The organism is Phytohabitans sp. LJ34, assembly GCF_052068095.1.
GTDB lineage: Bacteria > Actinomycetota > Actinomycetes > Mycobacteriales > Micromonosporaceae > Phytohabitans.
In genome coordinates this window covers 1-26,058 of the sequence record NZ_JBQHDG010000039.1, presented here as the reverse complement: position 1 = coordinate 26,058, position 26,058 = coordinate 1, and the positions used below count along the sequence as shown (strand labels likewise).

The 26,058-nt window shown below is 71.0% G+C and carries 21 protein-coding genes and 1 pseudogene; 13 read left to right on the top strand and 9 right to left on the bottom strand.

All coding sequences use genetic code 11. From position 1 onward, the window contains the following. The first annotated feature begins 370 nt into the window (after positions 1–370). Positions 371–1,930 (top strand): aldehyde dehydrogenase family protein, encoded by a 1,560-nt coding sequence (locus tag ACTMTJ_RS43150; RefSeq protein WP_441224626.1) that lies wholly within the window; start codon positions 371–373, stop codon positions 1,928–1,930. Between the two features lie 650 nt (positions 1,931–2,580). Here ACTMTJ_RS43150 and ACTMTJ_RS43145 read toward each other — a convergent pair. From ACTMTJ_RS43145 to ACTMTJ_RS43110, 8 genes are all read right to left on the bottom strand, one after another. Then, a complete protein-coding gene (locus ACTMTJ_RS43145; RefSeq protein ID WP_441224625.1) occupies positions 2,581–3,621 on the bottom strand; it encodes a GNAT family N-acetyltransferase in 1,041 nt (346 codons plus the stop codon). Positions 3,622–3,695: 74 nt separating this feature from the next. Next, positions 3,696–4,421 carry an amino acid-binding protein gene (locus ACTMTJ_RS43140; RefSeq protein ID WP_441224623.1) on the bottom strand — a complete coding sequence of 242 codons (726 nt, stop codon included), beginning with the start codon at positions 4,419–4,421 and terminating at the stop codon, positions 3,696–3,698. Between the two features lie 133 nt (positions 4,422–4,554). Beyond that, positions 4,555–5,601 carry a LacI family DNA-binding transcriptional regulator gene (locus ACTMTJ_RS43135; RefSeq protein ID WP_441224621.1) on the bottom strand — a complete coding sequence of 349 codons (1,047 nt, stop codon included), beginning with the start codon at positions 5,599–5,601 and terminating at the stop codon, positions 4,555–4,557. A gap of 49 nt (positions 5,602–5,650) precedes the next feature. Further along, the gene (locus tag ACTMTJ_RS43130; protein ID WP_441224620.1) at positions 5,651–7,078 is read right to left on the bottom strand and encodes a GH1 family beta-glucosidase; all 1,428 of its coding nucleotides are present in this window, start codon (positions 7,076–7,078) and stop codon (positions 5,651–5,653) included. Continuing rightward, positions 7,075–7,926, bottom strand: coding sequence for a carbohydrate ABC transporter permease (locus ACTMTJ_RS43125; protein ID WP_441224619.1), 852 nt, complete (start codon positions 7,924–7,926; stop codon positions 7,075–7,077). The genes ACTMTJ_RS43130 and ACTMTJ_RS43125 overlap by 4 nt, the downstream gene beginning before the upstream one ends. 10 nt (positions 7,927–7,936) lie before the next feature. Next, positions 7,937–8,911, bottom strand: coding sequence for a carbohydrate ABC transporter permease (locus ACTMTJ_RS43120; RefSeq protein ID WP_441224617.1), 975 nt, complete (start codon positions 8,909–8,911; stop codon positions 7,937–7,939). A gap of 122 nt (positions 8,912–9,033) precedes the next feature. After that, complete coding sequence (locus ACTMTJ_RS43115) at positions 9,034–10,332, bottom strand: ABC transporter substrate-binding protein (RefSeq protein ID WP_441224615.1); 1,299 nt, start codon at positions 10,330–10,332, stop codon at positions 9,034–9,036. 288 nt (positions 10,333–10,620) lie between these two features. Further along, positions 10,621–11,166 carry a plasmid pRiA4b ORF-3 family protein gene (locus ACTMTJ_RS43110; RefSeq protein WP_441224613.1) on the bottom strand — a complete coding sequence of 182 codons (546 nt, stop codon included), beginning with the start codon at positions 11,164–11,166 and terminating at the stop codon, positions 10,621–10,623. 166 nt (positions 11,167–11,332) lie between these two features. On the opposite strand from ACTMTJ_RS43110, the gene ACTMTJ_RS43105 reads away from it, so the two are divergent. The 9 genes from ACTMTJ_RS43105 to ACTMTJ_RS43065 all read left to right on the top strand — a co-directional run bounded on the left by ACTMTJ_RS43105 (position 11,333) and on the right by ACTMTJ_RS43065 (position 21,878). Continuing rightward, positions 11,333–12,064: a pyrimidine reductase family protein gene (locus tag ACTMTJ_RS43105; RefSeq protein ID WP_441224612.1), complete on the top strand. Its 732-nt coding sequence runs from the start codon at positions 11,333–11,335 to the stop codon at positions 12,062–12,064. 100 nt (positions 12,065–12,164) lie between these two features. Beyond that, positions 12,165–13,907: an ATP-binding protein gene (locus ACTMTJ_RS43100; protein ID WP_441224610.1), complete on the top strand. Its 1,743-nt coding sequence runs from the start codon at positions 12,165–12,167 to the stop codon at positions 13,905–13,907. Further along, positions 13,907–15,061, top strand: a complete 1,155-nt coding sequence (locus tag ACTMTJ_RS43095; protein WP_441224609.1) for an exonuclease SbcCD subunit D — start codon at positions 13,907–13,909, stop codon at positions 15,059–15,061. Before ACTMTJ_RS43100 ends, ACTMTJ_RS43095 begins: the two co-directional genes overlap by 1 nt. Continuing rightward, positions 15,058–17,547 carry an AAA family ATPase gene (locus ACTMTJ_RS43090; RefSeq protein ID WP_441224607.1) on the top strand — a complete coding sequence of 830 codons (2,490 nt, stop codon included), beginning with the start codon at positions 15,058–15,060 and terminating at the stop codon, positions 17,545–17,547. The genes ACTMTJ_RS43095 and ACTMTJ_RS43090 overlap by 4 nt, the downstream gene beginning before the upstream one ends. Then, positions 17,544–18,500 (top strand): hypothetical protein, encoded by a 957-nt coding sequence (locus ACTMTJ_RS43085; RefSeq protein ID WP_441224606.1) that lies wholly within the window; start codon positions 17,544–17,546, stop codon positions 18,498–18,500. Before ACTMTJ_RS43090 ends, ACTMTJ_RS43085 begins: the two co-directional genes overlap by 4 nt. Before the next feature lie 39 nt (positions 18,501–18,539). Continuing rightward, positions 18,540–19,394 carry a spermidine synthase gene (locus ACTMTJ_RS43080; protein WP_441224604.1) on the top strand — a complete coding sequence of 285 codons (855 nt, stop codon included), beginning with the start codon at positions 18,540–18,542 and terminating at the stop codon, positions 19,392–19,394. A gap of 95 nt (positions 19,395–19,489) precedes the next feature. Continuing rightward, positions 19,490–20,179: a sigma-70 family RNA polymerase sigma factor gene (locus ACTMTJ_RS43075; protein ID WP_441224602.1), complete on the top strand. Its 690-nt coding sequence runs from the start codon at positions 19,490–19,492 to the stop codon at positions 20,177–20,179. Further along, positions 20,176–20,970 (top strand): anti-sigma factor family protein, encoded by a 795-nt coding sequence (locus ACTMTJ_RS43070; protein WP_441224600.1) that lies wholly within the window; start codon positions 20,176–20,178, stop codon positions 20,968–20,970. The genes ACTMTJ_RS43075 and ACTMTJ_RS43070 overlap by 4 nt, the downstream gene beginning before the upstream one ends. 257 nt (positions 20,971–21,227) lie before the next feature. Next, positions 21,228–21,878, top strand: a complete 651-nt coding sequence (locus tag ACTMTJ_RS43065; protein WP_441224598.1) for a hypothetical protein — start codon at positions 21,228–21,230, stop codon at positions 21,876–21,878. An 85-nt stretch (positions 21,879–21,963) separates the two neighbouring features. Here the strand turns inward: ACTMTJ_RS43065 and ACTMTJ_RS43060 are convergent, their stop codons facing one another. Continuing rightward, the gene (locus ACTMTJ_RS43060; protein ID WP_441224597.1) at positions 21,964–22,926 is read right to left on the bottom strand and encodes a ferredoxin; all 963 of its coding nucleotides are present in this window, start codon (positions 22,924–22,926) and stop codon (positions 21,964–21,966) included. Between the two features lie 319 nt (positions 22,927–23,245). On the opposite strand from ACTMTJ_RS43060, the gene ACTMTJ_RS43055 reads away from it, so the two are divergent. The 3 genes and pseudogenes from ACTMTJ_RS43055 to ACTMTJ_RS43045 form a co-directional block, all read left to right on the top strand. Then, positions 23,246–24,010 (top strand): DUF4142 domain-containing protein, encoded by a 765-nt coding sequence (locus ACTMTJ_RS43055; protein ID WP_441224595.1) that lies wholly within the window; start codon positions 23,246–23,248, stop codon positions 24,008–24,010. Positions 24,011–24,386: 376 nt separating this feature from the next. After that, the gene (locus ACTMTJ_RS43050) at positions 24,387–25,232 is read left to right on the top strand and encodes a DNA-3-methyladenine glycosylase family protein (RefSeq protein WP_441224682.1); all 846 of its coding nucleotides are present in this window, start codon (positions 24,387–24,389) and stop codon (positions 25,230–25,232) included. 445 nt (positions 25,233–25,677) lie between these two features. Then, positions 25,678–26,058: pseudogene (locus ACTMTJ_RS43045) on the top strand (hypothetical protein); the annotation flags it as partial.

The following is a 26,058-nucleotide window of genomic DNA, read 5'->3' as shown; positions in this document are numbered from 1 at the left end:
TTCCAGGCTCCGGCCCTCACTTCGCGGCCGCGCGAGGCGAAGACCGGAGTCTGCTGTGGAGCCGCGCGCGACTACGCGTAGTGAGGACATCGAGGGGCGGATGTGGGCGCATCCGCCCCTCGCCTCGTTTCGGGAGAGCCGCGAACGGGGTGGGTTCTTCCTGGGAGATGGGAGCGCTCCCATATATAGCCACCTATGTTCGCACATTGTTTCGCGGTTGTGAAGGGCCCTGCTCAGGCGCGGTGAAGCCACCCGATGCAAAGCGGCTAATTGCAGCTAAATACACATTGGCAGCCGAACGTACAGTTGCCGTCGCGCCTTGTGGCCGACCACCCTCTGGCAAACGGAAAGCCGGACCGAGGAGGCAGCCATGGCCCTGCACGTGGCCCCTGGGACCGCATGGGCGGACGCACTCGCCCGCGCGGTCGCCGCGACACCCGAGGCGTTCGACGGCACGATCACCAGCAGCGACGTGACCCTGCGTAACCTCACCGGGGGCGGGTGGCAACCGATCGGCACGCCCGGCACGGTCCGCACCCCGGTCGACAACACCGCGCTCGCCCGTCTGTCCCGAGTGGACGCCGGGGTCGCCCGCACCGCGGTCACCGCGGCGGCGGCCGCGCACCGGGTCTGGGCCACGACGCCACTGGCCGAGCGAAAGGCACGGGTGACCGCCGCCCTGGACGACCTCACCGCCCACCGCGACACGCTCGCGCTGCTGCTGGTCTGGGAGATCGGCAAACCCTGGCGGCTGGCCCGCGCCGACGTCGACCGCGCGCTCGACGGGGTGCGCTGGTACGCCGAGCAGATCGACCGCCAGGTCGCCGGCCGCGACCCGCTCCCCGGCCCGGTCAGCAACATCGCCAGCTGGAACTACCCGATGAGCGTGCTCGTACACGCCGAGCTGGTGCAGCTGCTCGCCGGCAACGCGGTCATCGCCAAGACCCCGTCCCAAGGCGGCGCGGTCTGCCTCACCGTCGCGCACGCGCTCATGCACCGCGCCGGCCTGCCGGTGACCCTGCTCTCCGGCGGCGGCGAGGAGCTGAGCGAGGTGCTCGTCCGCTCCCCCGAGATCGGCGCGGTCGCGTTCGTGGGCGGCCGCTCCAACGGCGGCAAGGTGGCCGCCGCGCTCCTCGACACCGACAAGCGCCACATGATCGAGCAGGAGGGCCTCAACGCCTGGGGCATCTGGCATTTCTCCCAGTGGGACGTGCTCGCCGCCCACCTCAGGAAGGGCTTCGAGTACGGCAAGCAGCGGTGCACGGCCTACCCGCGCTTCGTGGTGCAGCGCGAGCTCGTCGACGCCTTCCTCGACGTCTACCTGCCGGTGGTACGCGCGATCCGCTTCGGCCACCCGCTGGCGGTGGCGGCCGCCGGTGACCCCCTCCCCGACCTCGACTTCGGCCCGCTGATCAGCGCCGCCAAGGCGGACGAGCTGCACCGCAAGGTCGACGAGGCGATACGCGCCGGCGCGATCCCGCTCTACCGCGGCCGCCTCGACCGCGGCACGTTCCTGCCCGGCCAGGACACCTCGGCCTACGTGGCGCCGGCTGCCCTGCTCGCCCCACCGGGCCGCTCGCGGCTGATGCACGCCGAGCCGTTCGGCCCGGTCGACACCATCGTCGTCGTGGACACCGAGGAGGAGCTGCTCGCCCAGATGAACGCTTCCAACGGCGCCCTCGTCGCCAGCCTCGCCTGCGACGACGAGGAAGAGGCCGCCAAGCTGGCGGTAGACCTGCAAGCGTTCAAGGTGGGCGTCAACAAGCCCCGCTCCCGCGGCGACCGCGAGGAGCCTTTCGGCGGCCGGGGCGCATCGTGGAAGGGCGCCTTCGTCGGCGGCGACCTCCTGGTCCAGGCGGTCACGGTCGGCGAGCCGGGCGAGCGCCTCTTCGGCAACTTCCCCGACCACACCAGCTATCCGCCGACCTAGAGAGCGTTCGGGGTCGGGGGCGACCTCGACCCCCGTTCGAGATAAAGATTTGGGCTACCGCGATGTCCGTCGTGGTCCGTGCCGTTGCTCCCGCGGCCTCACCCGTCCGCCTTTGGTCGCGGTCCTTTGTTGCGAGGCGCACAGGTGACAGGACCGGGCAAGGATCCACGGACTACATGGATTTCCTGCCCGCACAGGTGGGCCGGCCTCGCCGGCCACCGTCAGTGACACAGCGTCAGCAGGCTCAGGTAAGAAGCTTCGAGATCTAGGACAGTCAGGGTTGAAATAGCGCCCTAACTCTCCAAGATCTCGAATCTGGGCCGGGCGCACGGCGGCGGCGGTTACTCAGGGCGACGAAGCCGTGTTTCAAGTCCCTGGTCGGCAATAGGCATTGTGGACAAATGCCGCTGCACTGCGGGCCGCGCATCCGCCCGGAGCAAAGGGATGACCGCGACCAACGTGAGGGTGGGCCGCAAGCAACAGCGGACGGGTAAGGCCGCGGGAGCAGCGGTCTGGACCACATCGGACATCGCGGTAGCTCAAGATCTTTGAAGTCGGGCTCTCGGGGCCTGGTGTCTGCCGCTGGCCTGGATTGGAACGGCCCGGTCCCGCATCGGGGCCGGGCCGTCGTCGAGGGCGCGCGATCAGGTCTACGCGGAGGTCCGCACCGGGGCGGAGGCCAGCGGCACCGTCACCGTCAGCAGCGTGTCGTCGCGCTCCGGGGTAGGGCCGGAGCGGCTCAGGCGACGGAGGGTCGCGAGCATGGGCTTGTTGTCGGCGTGGGTGTGTGCGACCAGCGCCGCGTACCCCGCGCGCTCGCCGTGGGCGACCAGGCGGCGCAGCAGGGCGGTGCCGATGCCGCGGCGCTGCCAGGCGTCTTCGACCAGCAGGCCCACCTCGCCGATCTCGCCCTCGGCGACCAGCGTCGCCGTCGCGACCACGCGGTCGTCGGCGGCGAGTGCCACCAGCGTCACGCCGCGGTGGGGGTCGAGCAGGCGCTCGACGCGGGCCGCCGGCGGGACGGCCGAGCCGGTCAGGTAGCGGCGGTAGCGGGTCGAGGGCGTGCACCTGTCGTGCATGGCCGTGACCGCGGCCAGGTCGTCGCGCACCGCCGGGCGTACCCGGATCTCGGCGCCGTCGGGCAGGACCAGCGTGACCTGGTCGGCGGCCTGGCGTACGACGGTGGCCGCCAGGTCCACCAGGGCCTGCGCCCGGGCGTACTCGGCCGGGGTGAACGTCGGGGCGGGACGGCTGATCTCGTACGTGCCACCGGTCGGGTCGACCAGTCGCATGCCGCCGCGGTTGGCGCCGTAGCGGTCCTGCCCGGGAGCCGGGCGCCAGATCACCGCGTCGGCGCCGAGCAGGGCGGAGAGGGCGTCGCCGAGCGAGTCGGGGTCGCGCACGAGCCGGCTCGCCAGGGTCAGCGTCCGGGTCGGCCAATCGGCCAGCTCGCGGGCCTCGGTGCGGGTGACCCAGGCGTCCCGGCCGCGGCCCTTCTCCACTGCGGCGAGCAGGTCTTCCTCGGTCAGCGTGTCGGGCGCGTCGACCAGGAAGTCGTCGACCGCACCCGCCTCGGTCGTGTGCACCTGCACCGCCAGGATGTTGACCGACTTGAGCGCCAGGCTGGCGGTCAGCACGGCCAGGTAGCCCGGCCGGTCGTCAACGGTTGCTCGGAGCCGCCACAGACCCATCGCGAACCCCCTTCAGTCCCCCGAATCAAGACTGCACGGCCGCTGTTTCTCTGACGTTACTCAACCGTGATCATTCATGATCGGGAAACGGCGGACGGCGCGGTGACAAGGTCCAGGCGGTCGCCGAGGATCACGGCGGCGGCGCGCACGAGCTGCGCGACCCGGTCGACCTCGGTCACGTGGAACCCGGCCGCGGGCAGCCCCTCGGTGTCGCCGCGGGCCACCATCAGCACAAGGCCGGCGCGACCGAACGGGGCCACCGCGTAGCGCGTCTGGTCGGCGCCGGTCAGCGCCCGCGCGCGCAGCGGGGTGACCTCGGGCAGCAGCAGCGGCGCGGGTGCCCGCCAGCTCGAGTACGCCACCGCGGGCTCGCCCCCGGCCAGGCCCGGCTGCGGCGCGGACCCGCTGCGTGCGGCCCAGTCGGCCGGCACCACCGCGGCGGCCGCCCAGTCGGCGGCGAGCAGACCGGGGACCGCGTCGACGAGGGTGCCGAGCCCGTCGGCCGGGTTGGCCGCGACCTGGGCGAGCAGCTCCGCGTCGTGGCCGCCGGAGACCGGCGCGCCGATCGCTCGCCACACGCCGTCGACCTGGACGCCGGGGATGGCGGCGAGACCGGCCCGCAGCCGCTCGACCCGGGAGGCGCCCGGCCACACGACGGTGAAGTCGTCGACGGCCCGACCGCCCAGCCGCTCCAGGACCACGACCTGCACGATGTCAGCGCCGGCGACGCCGAGCGTCCGCGCCACCTGTCCCAACGCACCAGGCCGGTCCGGCAGGGTCACCCGAACCCGCAACAACATGGCAAGCCTCCCGTCGGCAGGCCAGCGCCCGAGCGCTGGCACCCTCCAGGGTGCCTGATGACCATTTCGTCCCTGTTGCTGCGCCATGTCTCCGGAGGGAAAACCGTCCGTTAACCTGAGCGGAAGCTCTCCTTCAGGCAGACGCGCGCTGCACCATGTGGGTGTTTAGCAGCACGTACGGCTCTTCGAGCTCGTCGCGTCGGATCAGCGACATCAACAGGTGCGCCATCTGCTGGCCCATCTCCTCGACAGGCTGGTAGACGGTGGTCAGCGGCGGGTCGGCCTGGCGCGCGATCTCCGCGTCTTCGAAGCCGACCACCGCCACGTCGTCAGGCACCCGCCGGCCAGCCTCGCGCAGTGCTCGCAACGCCCCACACGCCATGAGGTCGGAGGCGCAGAACACCGCGTCCAGATCGGGCGAGACCTCAAGCAGCCGGCGCATGGCCGCCATGCCGCTGGCCTCGCTGAAGTCCCCGTACGCGACGAGGTCTTCGGTAACCGTGCCGCCGTGGTCGAGGATCGCCTGCTTGTACCCCGCCAGCCGGGTGATGCCCACGCCCATGTCCTGGGTGCCGGCGATGGTGGCGACCCGCCGTCGCCCCCGGCCGATCAGGAACTCCACGGCCTGCCGGGCTCCCCCGGCGTTGTCGACGTCGACGAAGTTGGCCGCCTGCGCGCCCGGCTGGAGCATGCGCGCCGGCCGGCCGCCCAGCACCGCCGGCAGCCCGCGCTGCTCGAGCAGCGTCGGGAGCGGGTCGGCGTCGTGCAGCGACAGCAGCAGCACACCGTCGACGTGCTGGTTGGTCAGGTGGTGCTCGACCTTCTCCCGCTCGGCCGGCGACTGGGCCAGCGCGAGCCAGAGCTGCATCGGTGTGTCGAGCAGGCCGGCGTGAATGCCACGGACGATGCCGGCGAAGAACGGCTCACCGAAGAGCCGCTCACCCGACTCCGAGATCACCAAGGCGACCGAGTCGGTGCGCTGGGTGACGAGGGCCCGCGCCGCCCGGTTGGGGACGTACCCGAGCTCCTCGATCGCCTGCTGCACCGCCGCCCGCGCCTCCGGGCTTACCTGCGGAGAGCCGTTGACGACACGGGACACCGTGCCCCGGCCGACCCCGGCGCGGGCCGCGACCGCGTCCAGGGTCGGGCGGCCGAGCGACCGCGTGCGCTGCGTTGTCATCGTCTGCTCCTCGGACGGCGGGCGGGCCCTTGACAGTTAGCTGACCAGCCTATTGTGCGCGTTCCTGCCCTTCCGAGCCGCTGGGGCTCAGACCATTACGGCGTATCACCTCGGAGTACCACTTCGCGCTGGACTTGGGAATGCGCACCTGCGTGTCGTAGTCGACATAGATCATGCCGAAGCGCTTCGAATATCCCCACGCCCATTCGAAGTTGTCCATTAGCGACCACGCGAAGTAACCGCGCAGCGGCACGCCCGCCTCGATCGCGTCGGAACAGGCACGCAGGTGGGCATCGAAGTATGCCAGCCGATCCTGGTCGTCCACCTCCCCGTCGACCACCGTGTCGACGAACGCCGACCCGTTTTCGGTGACGTAGATCGGGATCGCGGGGTACTCGCGGTGCACCCGCTCGAGCACCTCGACCAGGCCGGGCGCGTCGATCTCCCAGTCCATGTCGGTCACCGGCAGGCCGCGGTCGCCGAAGCGCACGTTTTCGCTGCCCGGCCAGTTGGAGGGCGCCCGCCAGTACGGCTCGGCCGACTCCCCGTCGGGGGCGGCCACCACGTACCGGCTGTAGTAGTTGACGCCCAGCACCGACAGCGGCGTGGAGATGATCGCCAGGTCGCCGTCGCGGACGTGCCCGAAGTCGGTGACCGTGCTGACGTCCTCGACCACGTCGGCGGGGTACTGCCCGCGGAGCACCGGGTCGAGGAAGATGCGGTTGGCGAGGCCGTCGATCCGGCGGACCGCGTCCGCGTCGGCGGCCGAGTCGGTCTGCGCCGACATCGCGTACAGGTTGAGCGTGATGCCGAAGCTGTGCTCGGGCCGCGCGGCCCGCATCGCCTGGACCGCGAGCCCGTGACCGAGCATCAGGTGGTGCGCCGCCCGCAGCGCGTCGGCGCCGTCGCTGCGGCCCGGGGCGTGCACACCCGAGCCGTATCCGAGGAACGCCGAGCACCACGGCTCGTTGAACGTGGTCCAGTAGCGGACCCGGTCACCGAGCGCCTGGTGGGCGATCTCGGCGTACTCGGCGAAGCGGCCGGCGGTGTCCCGCGCCGGCCAGCCGCCCGCGTCTTCGAGCGTCTGCGGCAGATCCCAGTGGTAGAGCGTGACCCACGGCTCGATGCCGTTGGCGAGCAGGTCGTCGACGAGCCGGCGGTAGAAGTCGAGGCCCTCCTGGTTGGCCGGTCCGCGCCCGTCCGGCTGGATCCGGGGCCAGGCGAGCGAGAACCGGTACGACTTGAGCCCGAGGCCGGCCATGAGCTTCACGTCGTCGGCCGCGCGGTGGTAGTGGTCGCACGCGACGTCGCCCGTGTCGCCCCCCTTCACCTTTCCGGGGGTACGACTGAACGTGTCCCAGATGGACGGCTTGCGGCCGCCCTCGGTGGCGCCTCCCTCGATCTGGTAGGCGGCGGTGGCCGCGCCCCAGAGGAAGTCCGGCGGGAAGGCCACCCGGTGGCCGTTGGGGCTTGTCACGCTTTGACTGCACCTTCCATGATGCCGCCGATGATCTGGCGGCCGAACAGGATGAACACCACGATCAGCGGCACGGTGCCGACCGCGGTCGCGGCGAACACCATCGAGTAGTCCGTGTAGTACGCGTACGAGAGGGTGGAGAGCGACACCTGGAGCGTCGGGTTTTCCGGCGTCAGGATCGCGAACGGCCAGACGAACTCGTTCCAGGTCTGCATGAACGTGAGCAGGCCGAGCACGGCGGCGGCCGGGCGCAGCGCCGGCAGCACGACGTTCCAGTAGATCCGCCAGGTGGAGCAGCCGTCGATGCGGGCCGCCTCGATCAGCTCGTCGGAGACCGCCGAGCTCGCGTACTGGCGCATCATGAACACACCGAACGCGCTGGCCAGGAACGGCACCGTGACGGCGAAGAGCGAGTCGTACCAGCCGATGTCCTGCATCAGGCCCCAGAGCGGGATGATGCCGAGCTGGGTGGGGACCATCATCGTGGCGACGACGGCCAGCATCAGGCCGTTGCGGCCGCGGAACTTGAGCTTGGCGAAGGCGAAGCCGGCCAGGGAACCGGTCAGCACGACCGACACCGTCACCACGCTCGACACGATGATCGAGTTGACGATGCCGGTGAGCAGGTTGGCCGTCTCGTTGTCGAGCGCCCGGTTGATGTTGTCGCCGAAGAGGCCGGACGGGCTGAACGGCGGCGGGGTGTCGTTGATCGCGTCGTTGCTGCGGGTCGCGATCACGAACATGTAGTAGAGCGGGTAGAGCGAGCTGATCACCGCGAGGATCAGCGCGATGTAGGTGAGCGGGCTGGTGCGCCAGAGCCGCTTCGACCCGGTGGACAGGTTGCTCATCGGGTGTCCCTCACTGCTTCACCGAACGGCGGGTGATCACGAAGTTGAGAATCGATACGACCACGATCATCAGGAAGAGCGCCCAGGCCACGGCCGCGCCGTACCCGGCCTTGCTGAGGTTCTGGATGCTGTTCTCGAACATGTACATCTGGACGGTCTGGAACTCGCGCTGCGTGCCGCCGATGATGTTGCCGTTGTTGAAGATGAGCGGCTCGACGAAGAGCTGAAGGCCACCGATGGTGGAGAGGATCACGACGAAGACGAACGTCGGCCGGAGCATCGGCAGCGTGACGGTCCAGAACTGGCGCCACGGGCTGGCACCGTCCATCGCGGCCGCCTCGTAGAGGTCGCGCGGGATCGCCTGCATGCCGGCGAGCAGGATCAGCGTGTTGTAGCCGGTCCACCGCCAGTCGACCATCGTGGAGATGGCGATCCAGGAGGTCCACCACTCCCGCCGCCAGTCGATCGCGTCGACGCCGAAGAGGCCCAGGAACCAGTTGACGACGCCGAAGTCGCGCTGGAAGAGCATGCCGAAGACGATCGCCACGGCCGCGACCGAGACGACGTTGGGCACGAAGATGGCCATCCGGAAGAACGTCTTCGCCCGCAGCAGCGGCCGGTTGAGCAGGTTGGCCAGGAAGAGCGCGAGCGCCAGCTGCGGCACGGTGGCCAGGATGAACATGCCGAACGTGTTGCGGACCGCGTTCCAGAAGTAGTCGTCCTTCAGCAGGGCGGTGTAGTTGTCGAGCCCGATGAACGTGTGCGCGCCGACGAGGTCCCAGTCGTGCAGCGACATCCACAGCGTCCACAGCATCGGGTAGAGGCCGAAGATGCCGAAGAGCACGAAGAACGGCGCCACGTACAGGTACGGCGAGTACTTCATGTCCAGCCGGGTAAACCGGGAGTACGCGCGGCGGCGACGGGGCGGATGGGCGTGGCTGGTTGGCGCGCCGTGGCGGGGCGGAGCGGAGGTGGCCGAGCTCATGGGGGCGTCCTTCCCGGATACGGCCGGCGGGTGGGGCGTTGGGTTGCGCACGGGGTTCGGTGGCGCCCGGGTGCTCCCCGGACGCCACCGAGACCGTTATCGAGACGAGCTGGAGTCAGTGGCTAGAAGGCGCCCTGCGTCGCGGCGTCCTTGGTGAACTGCTCCCATGCCTCTTGCAGGCTGGCCTGACCCGTTTCGTACGCCCGGAGCGCGGGCTCCATCGCGTTCTCCTTCACCGCCTGGTGCTTCGGACCGAGGTGGGTCGGGACGATCTCCTTCACGCTCTCGCCGAAGATCTTGCCGGTCGGCGCGTCGCTGAAGTACTTGTTCGTGAAGGAGGTGAAGGACGGGTCCTCCAGCGCCTTCAGGTTGGTCGGCAGGGGGCCGCTCTTCTTGAACGCGGCGACCTGGCCGGCCGTGTTGGTCAGGAACGCCGCCAGCTTCGCGGCCTCCGCCTGGTGCTTGCTCTGCGTCGGGACGCCGAGCCACGAGCCGCCCCAGTTACCGGCGCCACCGGGCACCGCGGCGAGGTCCCACTTGCCGGCGTTCTCCGGGCCGGAGTTGGACTCGACGATGCCGAGCATCCACGACGGGCAGGCCGTGGCGGCGAAGGTGCCCTGCTTGAAGCCGGCGTTCCACTCCGGCGCCCAGGTCGTGATCTTCGCGGTGATGCCGGCGTCGGCGAGCGCGATCGCCTGGTCCCACGCGGACTTAACCGCGGGGCTCTTGTCGGCGATGATGTTGTTCTCCTTGTCGTAGAACAGATCAGCGCCCTTCTGCTGGAACATCACGGCGTTGACCGCCATCGTCGCCGAGTCGACGAAGCCCTTGCCGGTCTTCGACTTGTAGGTCTTCCCGGTCTCGATGAACTTGTCCCACGTCGGCCACAGCGCACCGACCTGCTCACGGTCGGTGGGCAGACCGGCGGCCTTGAAGAGGTCGGTGCGGTAGCAGATGCCGAGGCTGCCGACGTCGGTGGGCAGGCCCATGAGGCGGCCGTCCGGCGCCTTGCCGAGCTCGTACTTCCAGGACAGGTAGTCCTTGCTGACGTCGCCCACCAGCGGGGCCAGGTCGACCCAGTTGGCCGGGTTGAGCTTGAACTGGTTGAGGATGCCCTCTTCCAGCATGATCACGTCGGCCGCGCCCTTGCCGGTGGCCAGTGCGCGCACGACCTTCGGCGTGAACTCGTTCAGCTGAGCGACCTTGCGCAGCTCGATCTTGATGCCGGTCTGCTGCTCGTACTGCTTTACCAGGTCCTCATATCCAGCCTCGCCGAAGGTGTCGACCACCAGCTTCTCCGGCTTGGCGCCGCTGTTGCCGCCGCCCTCATTGTCATCTCCGCACGCCGTGGTCGTGGCAAGAGCCGCGACCGTGGCGAGCGCGACCGCCGCATACCGCTGGCGGCGCGTCGAAACGCTCATCCCTGACCCCTCTCAGGTCGTGATGTGTGTGGTGGGGGTGTGCCCGGTGCACGCCACGTCGACGGACGCACAAAAAACGCTGCCCACGACCGCGTCGAAGGCGTGCCTGGCGCCACACGGTGCCCGGTGTGTGGCTTTCACCACACCCCGCCGGGAGCGCTCCCATGAGATTGCCGGCACGTTTCTAGGGTGTCAAGACCCAAGTGGGAGCGTTCCCATTTCGTTACTGACCGCAGTGGGGCGAATTAGCACCAGCCGCACGGAACGGGGTTTAGCCGGGCGAGCCGGCTACGCCAGCCGCCTGAGCAGCGTCGTCGCCCGGTCCATCGCGAAGTCGGTGGGATCGAAGGGCCGGCCGATCCAGCCGGTCATCGCCTCGTGCTCCGGGTGGGCGGGATCACTGACGGCGGAAAGGAAACGGGCGTAGCCGAACGCGCCGCCGACGTCTTCCGGCGGGCAGGCCCGCTCGCCGCCGACGCACGCCGGGTATCGCTCGTCGGGCTCGGCGCCGAACACGTCTTCGACGGTGATCTCGTGCTCCCACCAGTCACCGAAGTCGTAGGTGTACAGGAACCGGGAGCCCTTCGCGCCAACTGCGTCAAGTCGCACGTCGAGCTCGTCGCGCAAGGCCAGCTCGCCGTCGGGGTCGGGCTCGCCGTACTGCACGCCCTCGATGTCGAACGAGTGCAGGTGGCAGTCTTGCCAACCCATCGCGTGCTGGACGACGCGGTGCAGCCGGTCGAGCGTGAAGCCGCCCGGCACGAGCACCCGCCGCCACACCGGCGGAACGACGTCCGCCAGCGACACCTTCAGCTGGAAGATCTGACGCGGCATGGTTGGCGCTGTCCCCCGTTCTGACGTACGTGCTGCCGTAGGGTTTCCACATGGTCTGCCAGGCGTGCCGGTCGAGGCGACACAGCGACTGCCGGGGTGGCAGTTGGTGCGACTGTCAGCACCGTACCCCGGCACCCACTCCCCCGGTCACTGGTCCGGCGGGCGAATGAGCGCGTCTCTGTCCCGGCTCGAGGCGGGTGGTGCGCTCGACGACGGCGCGCTGACCGACCTCTACCGCGCGGACGGCCCGGTCCTCCGGGTCAACTTCGTCACCAGTGTGGACGGTGCGGTCGAGCTCGACGGCTTCTCGGAGGGCCTTTCCGGCGCACCCGACAAGCGGGTCTTCGGCCTGCTCCGCATGCTGTGCGACGGGCTGCTCGTCGGCGCCGGCACACTCCGCCACGAGGGCTACCGGGCGGTGCGGCTGAGCGCGGAGCGCCGGGCCTGGCGGCGGGCGCACGGGCTGGCCGAGTACCCGACGCTCGTGGTCGTCTCCGCGGCGCTCGACCTCAACCCGGGCCAGGCCGCGTTCGCCGACGCACCGGTGCGGCCGATCGTGATCACGCACGGCCGGGCGCCCGCCGACCGGCGGGCGGCGCTCTCCGGCGTGGCCGAGGTGCTGGCCGTCGGTGACGAGGCCGTCGACCTCGCGGAGGCGGTGGCCCGGCTCCGCGAGCGCGGCCTCACCCACCTGCTCTGCGAGGGCGGGCCGCACCTCTTCGGCTCGCTCGCCGCGGCAGACCTCGTCGACGAGGTGTGCCTGACCGTCTCGCCGCTGGTCACCGGACCGGGCGCGGGCCGCATCACCGCCGGCCCGGCCAGCCCGCCGAAGGGCATGGCGCTGCGCCACGTGCTGGAGTCGGAGGGTTCGCTGTTCCTGCGATACGCCCGTAAGTGACCGGACGAGCACACGTTCTTGTGGATGAAACTGTGGATGACCACAACTTCTTGTGGATATCGGTGAGTCGTCTGCGGTGATGTCGGTCCGGTGGTGCACGATGAGTGCCGTGGCAGATGAGACCGGTGAGGCGGTGGGGCGGGTCCTCGGCACGGCCGACGCCACACCACTCCAGTTCTGGACGGCCGTGGCGCCCGGCAGCTACCTCCAACTCGACGACGTGGTGGTGACCACGCGCGAGCTGCCCGACCGCGAGCCGGTCACGATCGCGGGCGTCGTGACCCAGGTGCGGGCGCGGCACGAGGGCGCCCAGTTCGACTCCGACGTGTTCGCCATCGCCGACGGCACGCTCCCCGCGCTGGTGCAGGAGGCCGCCGAGATCACCACCACCCGGGTCGACCCCGAGCTGTACGTGCCGCCGTCCCCCGGCGCGCTCGTCCGCCGAGCCACCGGCGACCTCCGCGCCGCCGCGCTCCACTTCGACCGGATGGAAAAGCGGGTGCCGATGGGCACCGGCCGCGACGGGCTGCCCGCGTTTCTCAACGCCGACTTCCTCGACGGCAGCCGCGGCGCGCACGTCTCCATCTCCGGCATCTCCGGCGTGGCCACCAAGACCAGCTTCGCCACCTTTTTGCTGTACTCGGTGTTCCGCTCCGGCGTGCTCGGCGGCGACGCGATCAACGCGAAGGCGCTGATCTTCAACGTCAAGGGCGAAGATCTACTCTTCCTCGACCACCCCAACTCCCGGCTCGACGACGCCACCACCGCGCGCTACGCGGAGCTCGGCCTGCCCGCCACGCCGTTCCCCGACGTCCGGGTGTACGCGCCGCCGAGGGCCAAGGACTCCTCCGGCACGCCCGACGTGAGCAGCCGCCTCGCCGGCGTCGACAGCTTCTACTGGACGCTCGCCGAGTTCTGCGAGGCCCGCCTCCTGCCGTACGTGTTCGCGGACGCCGACGACGAGCGCCAGCAGTACACGATGGTGGTCCACGCGGTCACCGCCCACCTGGCCCGCTACGCACAGCCGGCCGACGGCGGGGTGAGCATCGACGGCACCCGCCTGGGGTCCTACCCCGACCTCGTCGACTTCGTGGTCGCCCGGCTCACCGACGAGGAGACGCGCGGCACCTGGGCCGGCAGCGCGATCAACACCGGCACGGTCAACGCGTTCGCCCGGCGGCTGATCGCCAGCAAGAAGGACCTGGCCCGGCTCATCCGGGGCGACCTCGCCGCCCGGCGGCCACACGCGATCAACACGGCCGAGAGCGCCCAGGTCACCGTCGTCGACCTGCACAACCTGCCCGACCGCGCGCAGCGGTTCGTGGTCGGCGTGACGCTCAAGACCGAGTTCGAGCGCAAGGAGAAGGCGGGCTCGGCCAAGCCGCTGCTCTTCGTGGTGCTCGACGAGCTCAACAAGTACGCGCCGCGCGAGGGGTCGTCGCCGATCAAGGAGGTGCTGCTCGACATCGCCGAGCGGGGCCGCTCACTCGGCGTGATTCTGATCGGCGCGCAGCAGACCGCCAGCGAGGTCGAGCGGCGCATCGTCACCAACTCGGCGATCCGCGTGGTCGGCCGGCTCGACCCGGCCGAGGCGTCCCGCCCGGAGTACGGTTTCCTGCCGCCCGCCCAGCGCCAGCGCGTGCTGCTGGCCAAGCCGGGCACGATGTTCGTCAGCCAGCCCGACATCCCGGTGCCGCTGTGCGTCGAGTTTCCCTTCCCGGCCTGGGCCACCCGCCCGTCCGAGGCGGGGCAGGCGCCCTCGGCAACGCTCCGCTCGATCGTCCAGTCCGCCGACCCGTTCGCCGTCGTCGGCGGCCGGACCGAAGACGAAATCCCGTTCTGATGAAGATCCTGCACACGTCCGACTGGCACGTCGGTAAGGTCCTCAAGGGACAGTCGCGCACCGAGGAGCACATCGCGGTGCTCGCCCAGGTGGTGGAGGTCGCCCGCGCCGAGCGCCCCGACCTGGTGATCGTCGCCGGCGACATGTACGACACGGCCGCGCCAACGCCCGAGGCCACCCGCCTGGTCACCCGGGCGCTCTCCGCCCTGCGCGGCACCGGCGCGCAGGTGGTGGCCATCGGCGGTAACCACGACAACGGCGCCGCGCTCGACGCGCTCCGCCCGTGGGCCGACGCGGCCGGCGTGCAGCTGCGCGGCACCGTGCGCGAGTCGGCCGCCGAGCACGTGCTGGAGGGCGAGACCGCCGGCGGCGAGCGGTGGCGGCTCGTCGCGCTGCCGTTCCTCTCCCAGCGATACGCCGTGCGCGCCGCGGAGATGTACGAGCTGACCGCCGCCGAGGCCACCCAGACCTACGCCGACCACATCGGACGGTTGCTGGGCGTGCTGTGCAAGGGTTTCGGGCCGGGCGCCGTCAACCTCGTCACCGCCCACCTCACCGTCGTGGGCGCCACGATGGGCGGCGGCGAGCGGGAGGCGCACTCCGTGATGGGATACGCCGTGCCCGCCACCGTCTTCCCGGGCAGCGCGCACTACGTCGCGCTCGGCCACCTGCACCGGGCCCAGCAGGTGCCCGGTCCGGCCCCGGTGCGCTACTGCGGCAGCCCGCTCGCCATCGACTTCGGCGAGGGGGAAAACACGCCGTCGGTCGCGGTCGTCGAGGTCACCGCGGAGAGCACGGCGAAGGTGCGCGACGTGCCGATCACCGCCGCGGTGCCGCTGCGCACCGTCCGCGGCACGCTCGCCGAGCTGTCCATGATGGACGGTGACCAGCCCGGCTGGCTCCGGGTGTACGTGCGGGAGTCGCCCCGGGCCGGCCTGCGCGAGGAGGTGCAGGCGCTCCTGCCCAAGGCGCTCGAGGTGCGGATCGATCCCGAGATGCTGCCCGACACGGGCGCCTCCGCCCGCGCGGCGCAGCGCGCCGGCCGTTCCCCGCGCGACCTGTTCTCCGACTACCTGGAGAGCCGCGGCCACGCCGACGAGGATGTCCAGGAGCTGTTCGACGCGCTGTACGAGGAGGTGTCGGGGCACTCATGAGGCCGTTGCGGCTGGACATGGCCGGGTTCACGGTGTTCCGCGAGGAGACCACCGTCGACTTCACCGACGCCGACTTCTTCGCGCTCGTCGGGCCTACCGGCTCCGGCAAGTCCACTGTGCTCGACGCGATCTGCTTCGCCCTGTACGGGCAGGTGCCGCGCTGGGCGAGCAGCCGGGGCATCGTCAACGCGCTCGCACCCTCGGCCACCGAGGCGCGGGTGCGGCTGGTCTTCGAGTCCGCCGGCGCGCGATACGTCGCGACCCGCGTGGTGCGCCGCGACGGCAAGGGCCGGGTCTCCACCGGCGGTGCCGGGCTCCAGCTGATGCCGCGCGGCTTCGACCCGGCCAAGCTCGACGCCGGGCTCACCCCGGACGACCTGGGCGAGGTGCTGGCCGGCACGCCGGGCGAGATGGACGAGGCGGTGCTGGAGGCGATCGGCCTGCCGTACGAGCAGTTCACCAGCTGCGTGGTGCTGCCGCAGGGCCAGTTCGCCGACTTCCTGCACGCCAAGCCGGCCGCCCGCCAGGAGATCCTGGTCAACCTGCTCGGCCTGCACGTCTACGAGGCGATCCAGAAGAAGGCGTCGGCCCGCGCGATGCAGGCGGACGCCCAGCTCGCCGCCGTCGACCAACTGCTCGACGACCTCTCCGACGCCGACGACGAGTCGCTGGAGGCGGCCGCCGCACGGGTCACCGCGATGCGCGAGCTGGCTACGGCGGTCGAGGCCGACGTGCCCGCCCTGCGGGACGCCGAGCGGGGTGCGGAGGAGGCCGCGGCCGCGTTGAAGGCGCTGGGCGGCGAGATCGACGCGCTCACGGCGATCCGCCCGCCGGACGACCACGCCGCGGTCGCCGAGGCTGTCGCCACCGCCCGCGCGACCGCCGCCGAGGCGTCCGCCGCCGTCGCGGTCGCGGAAGAGCGCGAGGAGAAGGTGCGCGGGCAGCTCGCCGGCGCGCCCGACGTCGCCGCCCTCCGGCTGCTGCTCGAGGCGCATGCCGAGCACGACAAGCTCACCGGCCAGGTGCGGTCGCTCGCCGACGCGGTAAAGGCGGCCAACAAGGAGCACGCCACCGCGGCCAAGGCACTCGACAAGGCCAACGCCGACGCCGCGCTCGCGGCCGGCAGGCTGGAAGACGCGCGCAAGGCCTACCAGGACGCGCAGACCGCCGACCGGGCCGCCGCGCTGCGGGTACACCTTGTGGCGGGTGAGCCCTGCCCGGTGTGCGCGCAGGAGGTAACCGCGGTGCCCGATGTGGCGGAGTCGGCCGTCGCCGCCGCGGAAGCGGCCGGCAAGGCCGCCCGCAAGGAGGCCGACCAGGCCACGAAGCTCGTCGCCGAGCGCGACAAGGCGCTGCGCGAGCTCGACCGCGTGCTGGAGCGGGCTCGGGCGCAGCACGACCAGCTCACCGCCCGCCTGGCCGAGCTCGCCGGGCGGCTCGCCGACTCCCCCGGCCCGGCCGCGCTCGGCCGCGAGCTGGAGGCGCGCGCGGCGCTGCAAGGCCGGCTCGACGACGCCGCCGGCGCCGTCCGGGCCGCGCGCGAGGCCCAGCGGCGGGCGCAGGCCGGCGCCGACTCGGCCGACGACCGGCTGAAGGCGGCGTGGCGACGGTTCGACAAGGCGCGCGACGCGGTCGGGCGGCTGAGCCCGCCGGCCGCCGACCGCGAAGACCTTGTCGCCGCCTGGGCGACACTCGCCGGGTGGGCGCGGGCGCAGGCGTCCGAGCGGGCCGGCCAGCGCACCGAGGCGGTCGCCCGGCTGGAGGCCGCGCGAGCGGCGGTCACCGAGATCCAGCTGCGGCTGGCGGCGCTGTTCGCCTCTGCCGACCTGGCCGTCCCGGAGACCGGGCTCGACGGTGCCGGCGCCAGTCGGGCGGTGGCCGTGGCGGTGGCCCGCGCCGAGGCCGCCCACCAGCGCGTCGTCGAGCGCCGCGAGCAGGCCGACCGGCTCCGCGAGCAGCGGGGCACCCACGAGCGCGAGGGCAACGTCGCCAAGACGCTCGCCGGCCACCTGCGGGCCAACAACTTCGAGCGGTGGCTGCTGGAGGAGGCGCTCGACCTCCTCGTCGACGGCGCCTCGCGGATCCTGCGCGAGCTGTCCGCCGGGCAGTACGAGCTGGTGCACGACAAGGGCGAGTTCTACGTGGTCGACCACCACGACGCGGGGCTGCGGCGGGGCGTGCGCACGCTGTCCGGCGGCGAGACGTTCCAGGCCTCGCTCGCCCTCGCGCTGGCCCTCTCCGAGCAGCTCGCCGGCCTCTCCACCACGTCGGCGAGCCTGGAGTCGATCGTGCTCGACGAAGGCTTCGGCACGCTCGACGCCGCCACGCTCGACACCGTCGCCGCCACGCTCGAAGGCCTGGCCGCCCGCGGCGACCGGATGGTCGGCGTGGTGACGCACGTGCCTTCGCTGGCCGAGCGGGTGCCGGTGCGGTTCGAGGTGCGCAAGGACGCCCGCACGGCACACGTGGAGCGGGTCGGCCTGTGAGGGCGCGTCTCTTCGTCGACTCGTGGGATCCCGCCTACGGTGCCTCCTTCGAGGGCGGCGACGGCCCCGCGACACCGAGCACCGCTCAGGTGGACACAGGAGTCGAGTTGGCCGACGCGGACTGGCGGCCGTTGGAAGCCCCCGACGGCGTTTCCGCCCCGGAGGTCGTGCTGCTCGTCGACGGCGTGCGGCGGATCGACGCCGGGCTCTGGACCGAGGAGGAGGACGGCGGCTCGTTCCCGGGCCTGGCGGCTTCCTACGCCGCCGGGGTGGTCCGCTGCGACCTGCGCGGCGGCGCCGCCGAGCTGGCCAGCTCCCGGGTGGCGCGTGGGCTGTTCACGGCCAGCCCGTCGGCCGACGACGTGGTGGCCGGACAGATCCACTACCGGGTCCACCGGGTGAGCGGCACCGGCGAGATGAGCAAGCTGCCGGTCGCGATCCAACCCCCGCTGACCGCCCTGGAGATGGAGCTCTCCAGTGTCGCCCGCACCGACGGTGATCTGCTCGTCGTGGACGGGCCGCTGCGGCAGCGTCGAGACCTGCCCCGCACGCTCGGCTACGTGAAGAAGCAAGAGGGCAAATACCTCTCGCAGCAGCTCACCCTGATCGTGACAGCGCTCCGCGCGGGGCAGCGGTCGCCGGTGTTCAACATCACCAAGGCGTTCGGCGGCTGCTGGTCGTGGTACCTGCGGCTGCCCGGCTCCAGCGGCGCGCCCTGGTCGGGCATCGTGCGAGTGGAGTGCTCACCCGACCTGACCGTCGAGCAGGCAATCGAGCTGGCCGACCTGTCGCTGGTGACGCTCCCCCGGTTCGCGTCGACGTCGTACAAGGACCCGCGGGCGCCGCAAAACCTCATCCCGATCGCCGGCCTGGAACGCCGCCTGCGCGGCCTCCTCGGCGACGCCCGCCTCCTCCACCGCGCCCTCACCCTCGCGACCGCCCGCCTCAGCTAGCGAGCGATCTGGCCCGCGGGGCCCATGCATACTGCTCTGATGGCGGGCGGTAGGCGGGCGGCGGATCGGGTGTCCGCGCGCGTCGACTCCGGGCAGGCCGAGCTGGTGCCCGACCCGGATCGGGCCCGCGCGTTCACGCTGGTGCTCGAGGGCGCCCCCCAGTCGTACGTCGACCTGGACGACCCCACCTACCTCGACTTCGAGTACATGCGGCGGATGGCGATCGCGGTCGACCTGGCGGCACCGCCCAGGCGGCCGCTGCGCGCGCTGCACCTGGGCGGCGGCGGGCTCAGCCTTCCCCGGTACGTGGCCGCCACCCGCCCGGGGTCGGCGCAGCGGGTGGTGGAGGTGGACGGCGCGCTGGTGGAGTTCGTGCGGCGCGAGCTGCCCTGGCCGCGCGACCCGCAGCTGCGGGTGCGGGTGGCCGACGCGCGCGCCGCGCTGGAGTCGAGCCGCGACGCGTCGTACGACCTTGTGGTCAGCGACGTCTTCGCCGGGGCGCGCACGCCCGCCCACCTGGCGTCGGTGGAGTTCGCCCGGCATGTGGCGCGGGTGCTCGCGCCCGAGGGCACCTACCTCGTCAACGTCGCGGACGGGCCGCCGCTCGCGTACGCGAAAGGCCAGGTGGCGACCGTCCGGGCGGCACTGCCGCACGCGTGCCTGATGGCCGACTCGACCGTGCTGCGCGGCCGGCGGTACGGCAACCTCGTCGTCGTCGCGGGGCACGCCGAGCCGCCGATCCCGGCGCTGTCGCGGCGGGTGGCCGGCGACTGGTTTCCGGGGCGGGTGGTGTTCGACGGCGAGCTCGACCGCTTCACGCACGGTGCCAAGGTCATCGACGACGAGTCAGCGCGGCCCTCGACACCACCGCCGGCAAGTTTTTGGCGACATTGATCCGAACGCGCGCCTGACCCGTACTCCAGCATGGTCCGGGGGTCTCGGGCCCTGCGACGTATGGAGGTCGGGATGCAGACGCCGCTGGACAGCCTATGTACGCGGTAGCCGCGGAGTGGCGCGGCAGCCGCGGGCGAGACCGTGCGGCCGCGGTGCCGCCCCAGCGGTCAGCGAATCGGTGGCAGGCTATCGACGGGGGGTCGGCCGCACGCCATGATGAGCGCGTGACGCCACGACCCGCCCCCGGGCGCCACCAAGCCGGGTCCTCGACCCCCAACCACGACGACGCTCTGGTTCGGGAGCTGTACGAAGAGCACGCCGGCCCACTCCTGATGTTCGTGCTGCGACTCACCGGCGGCGACCGCCAGCGTGCCGAAGACATCGTGCAGGAGACGCTGCTGCGCGCCTGGCGCAACGCACACCGCCTGGGCGCTCAGGGCCAGTCGTCGCTGCGGCCCTGGCTGGTCACGGTGGCCCGCCGGATCGCGATCGACGACCACCGCAGCGAAAACGCGCGGCCGCCGGAGACGTACGGGCGAGACCTGGAAAACTTCTCCGAACCGGACGAGACGGAGCGGGTCCTCCGGCTGATGACGGTGACCGATGCACTGCGTACGCTGAGCCAGCCACACCGGGAGATCATCCTGGAGACGTACTTTCGGGGGAAGACGGTGCCGGAGGCCGCCGAGACACTGGGCCTGCCGTTGGGGACGGCCAAGTCACGGGTCTACTATGCGCTCCGTGCATTGCGGAGCGCGCTACAGCAGCGGGGAGTGACCGGATGAGCCGGGCAGCCCACTGGGATGTCGCCGCGTACGCGCTGGGCGTGCTCGACCCGCAGGAGTCGGAGCGGTTCGAGGAGCACCTCGCCGGCTGCTGGGCCTGCGCGGGCGAGCTCGAGTCCATGCTGCCCGTGGTCAACCTACTGTCCGAGGTAGACGGCGAGAGCCTGATCACCGCGGAGCAGTCGCGGTCCGACGGCCGCCTGCTCGACCGCATGATCGTCGAGGTCGGCGCGCACCGCCGCAAGGTCCGCAGCCGCCAGTTGCTGGCCGCCGCGGCGGCGGTCGTGGTGTTGGCGACCACCACCGGCGTCTCGCTTGTCGCCGGCGGTCGCATCTTCGGTGACGGTGGCACCCCGTCCGACGTCGTCGCGGGGGGCAGCACCAGCGCGCCGCTCACGCCGCCGGCTGGTTCGGGCAATCCGAGCGGTCCCGGCATCGGCGGCCCCGAGCTCGGTGAAGACGGCGAGCGCTTCTCCGGCACCGATGTGCAGACCGGCGTGGAGGCCACGCTCGTGCTGGAGACCAAGCCCTACGGCACCCAGGTCTCGTTTCAGCTGACCAAGCTGACCGGGCCGCGCCAGTGCCGGCTGACGGTGCTGCGCGAAGACGGCTCCAAGGAGGTGCTCAACACCTGGACGGTGCCGCCGCCTGGCTACGGCACCAAGGAGGAGCCTCAGCCGCTACTCCTGCAAACCAGCACCTCCACTCCGCGTAATGAAATCGACCGCATCCAAGTACAGCAGGTTACCAAGGACGGCGTGGTCGAGTCACTCGTCGAAGTACCGGTTTAAGTAAGAGATAAGAACTGCAAGGGGGTGCCCGCCGAAATGGCGGCACCCCCTTTAACTTCTCTTAAAGATCTGTTGGGTACACAACGCTTGCATACGTGCACACGCACGGGGACCAGCCCTGGTTCAAGGTCAGCCTGTGAAATTGTTTACGGTCGATAGTTCATCTTTTCGCCGTCCCCCTCCGTACTAACCGGCGACAAGGCCCAAGTGGACATGTACAGGGAGGGCAAGTGATACCGGGAAAGCGAACCGCTCTCTTGGCAGGCGCTCTGGCAGGGGTCGCACTCGCCCTGCAAGGTTGTGCCCCGGCTGGTTACAACCAGGGTGACGACCAGGTCTCGGTGGCCAACGAAGCGGCTGCGGCGGCGGACGAGACTCCCACGCCCGCGCCCGACGCCAGCGAAGAGGCCGCCGAGGAAAACACGGGCGATGCGCCCAAGAAGGACGTTCCGATCACCACGAAGCTCACCGGGAAGAGTCTCCCCCGGATGGGTCAGGCGGTGGTCGACCAGGATGGCTGGATCCTGTACCGCTTCGACAAGGACACCGCCAACCCGCCGGCCAGCAACTGCCGCGACAAGTGCGAGAAGGTCTGGCCGCCGGTGTACACCGAGGACGGCAAGCCCGAGCTCGCCGGCATCGACGAAGACAAGGTCGGCGTGATCACCCGCGAGGACGGCACCAAGCAGCTGACGCTGGATGGCTGGGCCCTCTACCGGTACATCGGCGACAAGAAGCCGGGCCAGTGGAAGGGCCAGGGCGTCGGCAGCACCTGGTTCGTGGTCGCGCCCGACGGCAAGCGCAACGTGAGCTGCCTGCCGAGCGTTCCCCCGAAGCCGGCCGAGCCGCCGGCGGACGACGCGGCCGACGACAAGGAAGGCGGCGACTCCGGAGGCTACAGCTACTGACGTACCCAACCCGCACGAACCCGGCGGCCGGTCACAGCCCTAGAGGCGTGGCCGGCCGCCGGCGTTCGTGCGGGTGTTGCGGGTATCAGCGCCGGTCGTCGTAGTAGCCGCGATCGTAGGGACCCCGGTAGTCGTCGTAGTCCCGCTCGTACTGCTCGGGAGCGTCGTCGTCGTAGGAGAGCTCGACCGAAGACTCGTAAGCGACGTCGACGGCCGGCGGGCGACGCCGGGCCGGCGCCTCGGTGCCCCAGCGGTCGTAGGAGCTGGGCGCGGCGCGGCTGAGCGCGATGGCCCTGGCCGGGCAGGCTTCCGCCGCGCGGAGCGCCACCTGGACCTGGCCCGGCGGGACCGCCGCGCGAAACGCGAGCCGCCCGTCGTCGCGGAGCCGGAACAGGTCCGGTGCCTCACGCTCGCAAAAGCCGAACCGCACGCAGCGGCCGGCGTCCACGGCTATCGCGGCGCCGGCGCCACCGCCGCCGGCCGGCCGGGGACCACCCCGGCGCTCCGAGCGCACGGGTGGCCGGTAGGCCTCCTCCGGGTCGCCGCGCCGGAACCGCAGCCGGGCGACCATCGGCATCGTGCTCAGCCGGAGCAGCAGCGTGAACAGCCACGTCACGACCACCGCGCCCCACACCGCCGTCGTCGCCGTGTCCGGGCCGGAGATCAGGATGTGGGCCACGACCAGCGTGAACGCCGCATAGGTGACGGTGTGCACCGCCTGCCACCGGCCCGCGCCGAGCCGCCGCTGCGCCAGCACCGCGAGGGTCGCCGCGACGGCGAGCTCCAGCCCGAGCACGCCGGCTCCGAGGCCGAGCCGGTCGGCGGGGTTGAGGAACGGCACGAACAGGTCGACCACCCGCACCGGCCCGCTGGGCGCGGCGAGCTGGGCGGCGCCGTGCACCGCGCCGAGGATGAGCGCGGTGAGGCCGGCGACCATGTGCACGCCGTACACCGCGGGGCGCCGGGCCCGGCCGCCGCGCAGCACGATGCCCCACACGGCCGTGAGCCACAGCAGCCCGTACGACGTGAACCCCACAGCCGCTGTCACGAGATGCACTTGCTGATCCGCGGTCGGCACGTCGGCGAACCTCCCTCGTCAAGGCTTCGCACCCGGTGCAGCCAGCCAGTATGGTACGACCATAGTGAATATCAAAAGGTGCTCACGATCTGGCACCATCTGATTACTTAGGGCCGCGCATTGAACCGCCGCCATCACCCGAAAGTACGATGCCGCCGCGATGAGCGGAGACGGCATAAGTTCGCTTTAAATGTCACGTAAGAAATCCCTATTTCCAGCTATCCCAGATTGACGATTCCTTGTGTTCGCCATAGCGTTTCTCCCAGCTTCTACGTGGGAGGTTCGAACGATGTACTCGGGACGACTTGCGGCACCCGGATCGCGCGGCTCGCGCCGGGCGGCAGCCGTCCTCGCCGGCCTGGTCATCGGCACGCTCGGCACTTTCGCCCTGCCGATGGTGTCTGCCCAGGCCGCCCCGGACACGCCCCTCACCGCCGCCGACAAGAACCTGTTGAATGGCGTGCGGCTCGCCGGTCTCTGGGAGATGCCCGCCGGCAACATGGCCGCCGAAAAGGGTGGCCGGGTTCGCGTTCGCCAGGTGGGTGCTGAGATCGCCAAGCAGCACTCCCAGCTCGACAAGCTGGTGGTGGACGCGGCCAACAAGCTCAACTACCGGCTTCCCGACGAGCCCAACGCGGACCAGCAGAAGTGGCTGGCCGAGATGGAGGAAGCGAAAGCCGGCGCCGACTTCGACCAGGTCTTCGTCGACCGGCTGCGTGCCGCGCATGGCAAGATCTTCCCGGTCATCGGCGGCGTCCGCTCCGGCACCCGTAACGACGTGGTGCGCAAGCTCGCCGCGGACGCCAACGGCTTCGTGCTCACCCACCTGACCCTGCTGGAGAGCACCGGTCTGGTGAAGTACTCGGAGCTGCCCCTGCCGCCCGACCCGCCGGCGGCGAACGGCAAGGCGGCCGCCAACACCGGCATCCTGAGCGGCGCCGACGCGCGTGCCCAGATCGGTGGTGTCTCGCCGACGGTCATCTGGGTGGTCCTGCTCGCGGCGCTCGTAGCCGGTGGTGCGACAACGTTCCGACTGTTCCGCTCAGGCAGGTAATCCGCCTGGGGCAAGTAAGAGAAAAGCTTTCCGGAAGCGCAGCGCAACCCGCCCTCGGCCCGTGGATGTCGTGTCGGAGAGCCCACGACATCCACGCAGGTCGCGCAACCAGCCAGCGGGCGGAGGCGATCAGTTCCCCCAAACTGGCGCCACCAAGGGAAGGGCCCGGAAAACCCAGCGCGAAGGGAGTGGTCAGGGTACGACCACCGGGCCTGCGCAGCGAAGCCGGAAAGGGCAGCGCCGGGACACCCCGTCCGTGTCCCGGCGCTCGCCGTCTTCGCCAGCCTAACCGGCCGGGTGTACCCGGGCCTAGAGTGTGACCGTGCATCGGGTCTTGACTCCGCCGGAGGGGTACCACCTCGCCGGCTCGGTGGGGATGCTGGCGATGGGCCGGCACGACCCGTGCGCCCGCTTCGTCGACGGCGCGTTCTGGTATGCGAGCCGCACGCCCGACGGCCCCGGATCCCTTGCTCTGCACCGCGACGGCGAGAGTGTGGTCGCGACCAGCCACGGCCCGGGCGCGGAGTGGCTGCTCGACCGGGCGCCCGCGATCGCCGGCCTGCATGACGACCTCACCGGGTTCTCCCAGCTCGCGGCCGCCCACCGGGTCGTCGCCGAGCTCGCCCGCGTCCACCGCGGCGTCCGGCTGCCGGCCACCGGGCGACTCTTTCCCCGATTGATGCGGGCGATCCTCGAGCAGAAGGTCACCGGCAAGGAGGCCTACCGGGCGTACGCGGCGACGGTCCGCCATTTCGGCGAGCCGGCGCCCGGTCCGGTCGAGCGGCTGTTTCTGCCGCCGGAGGCCGAGGCCATCGCCGCCGCGCCGTACTGGGTGTTCCACCCGTTCGGTGTCGAGCAGCGGCGCGCCGACACGCTGCGCCGGGCCGCCGCCGAGGCCGCCCGGCTGGAGCGGTGCGCCGACAGCGCCGAGGCGACCAAGCGGATGACCGCGATCGTGGGTATCGGCCCGTGGACGGCGGCCGAGGTCGTCCGCACGGTGTACGGCGACCCGGACGCGGTTAGTGTCGGCGATTACCACATTCCCAACATGGTGGCCTGGGCGCTGGCCGGAGAAGCGCGGGCGGACGACGCCCGAATGTTGGATCTACTCGCGCCGTTCACGGGACATCGGGGCCGAGTGTGCGTACTCTTGGAAAGCGCAGGAATTGCGGCGCCGCGATTTGGTCCGCGCATGCCGATCCGTTCCTTCGCACGTTTTTGACGAGCCGCCCGACCACGCTCCGTCAGCACCTGACGACGGGCGGGGTTTGCCGCAGCTCATGGCCGTGACCTGCGACTTCGAAAAGGTTTCAAGATCGTTGAACCCCCGACATCATCCGAACGGGGGATACGGTCGCGTTCAGGCGCCTTCCATAAATCTCCTTTAAGGAATGGCGGGCAACCTTAATTCCTTCTTCGTCGCTTGACACTAATCGACGGCCACTTTTAGGTTAGTTACGCGGATAGACGTGGTGCGAACTCGTTGCGTATGGAAGTTCGGACGTGTATTCGGCACCCGCAACCGGACGAACGTGCTAGAGGAAACCCCTCACGGGACGACGCCTGCCCACCGCGCCGCCCTCAAGGAGAAGGAGAAGGATCCCCACATGTACAGGTCGGCACAACGGCGCAGATCGACCAGCGGGCGAAACAAGCGCATCATTGCCGTGCTTGCGACGCTTGTGGTGTTCGGCGGCATCATCACCGTGACGCAGATCTCCAACGCGGGCGAACGGCGCAACCGAGGCGGGCGTCCCCCGGCGACCCAGTGTCGCCCCGCTCCGGACGGCACCGCGCCGGCCGGCCAGCAGAACGTCACCGAGACCCGGCAGAACGGCCGCACGGTCCGCAACTACTGGGGTGACGGCCAGGCGTGCACCACGACGCCGGCGAGCCCGCCCGCGAGCCCGAACTCGTCGGGCCAGCCCAACCAGCCCGCGACTGGCGCGCCGTCCACCACCGCTCCCCCGGCGCCGCTGGACTTCGGTCCGGACGAGTGCTCCGAGGGCAACGACCTCCAGCTGCACGACGGCTTCCAGAACGGCAAC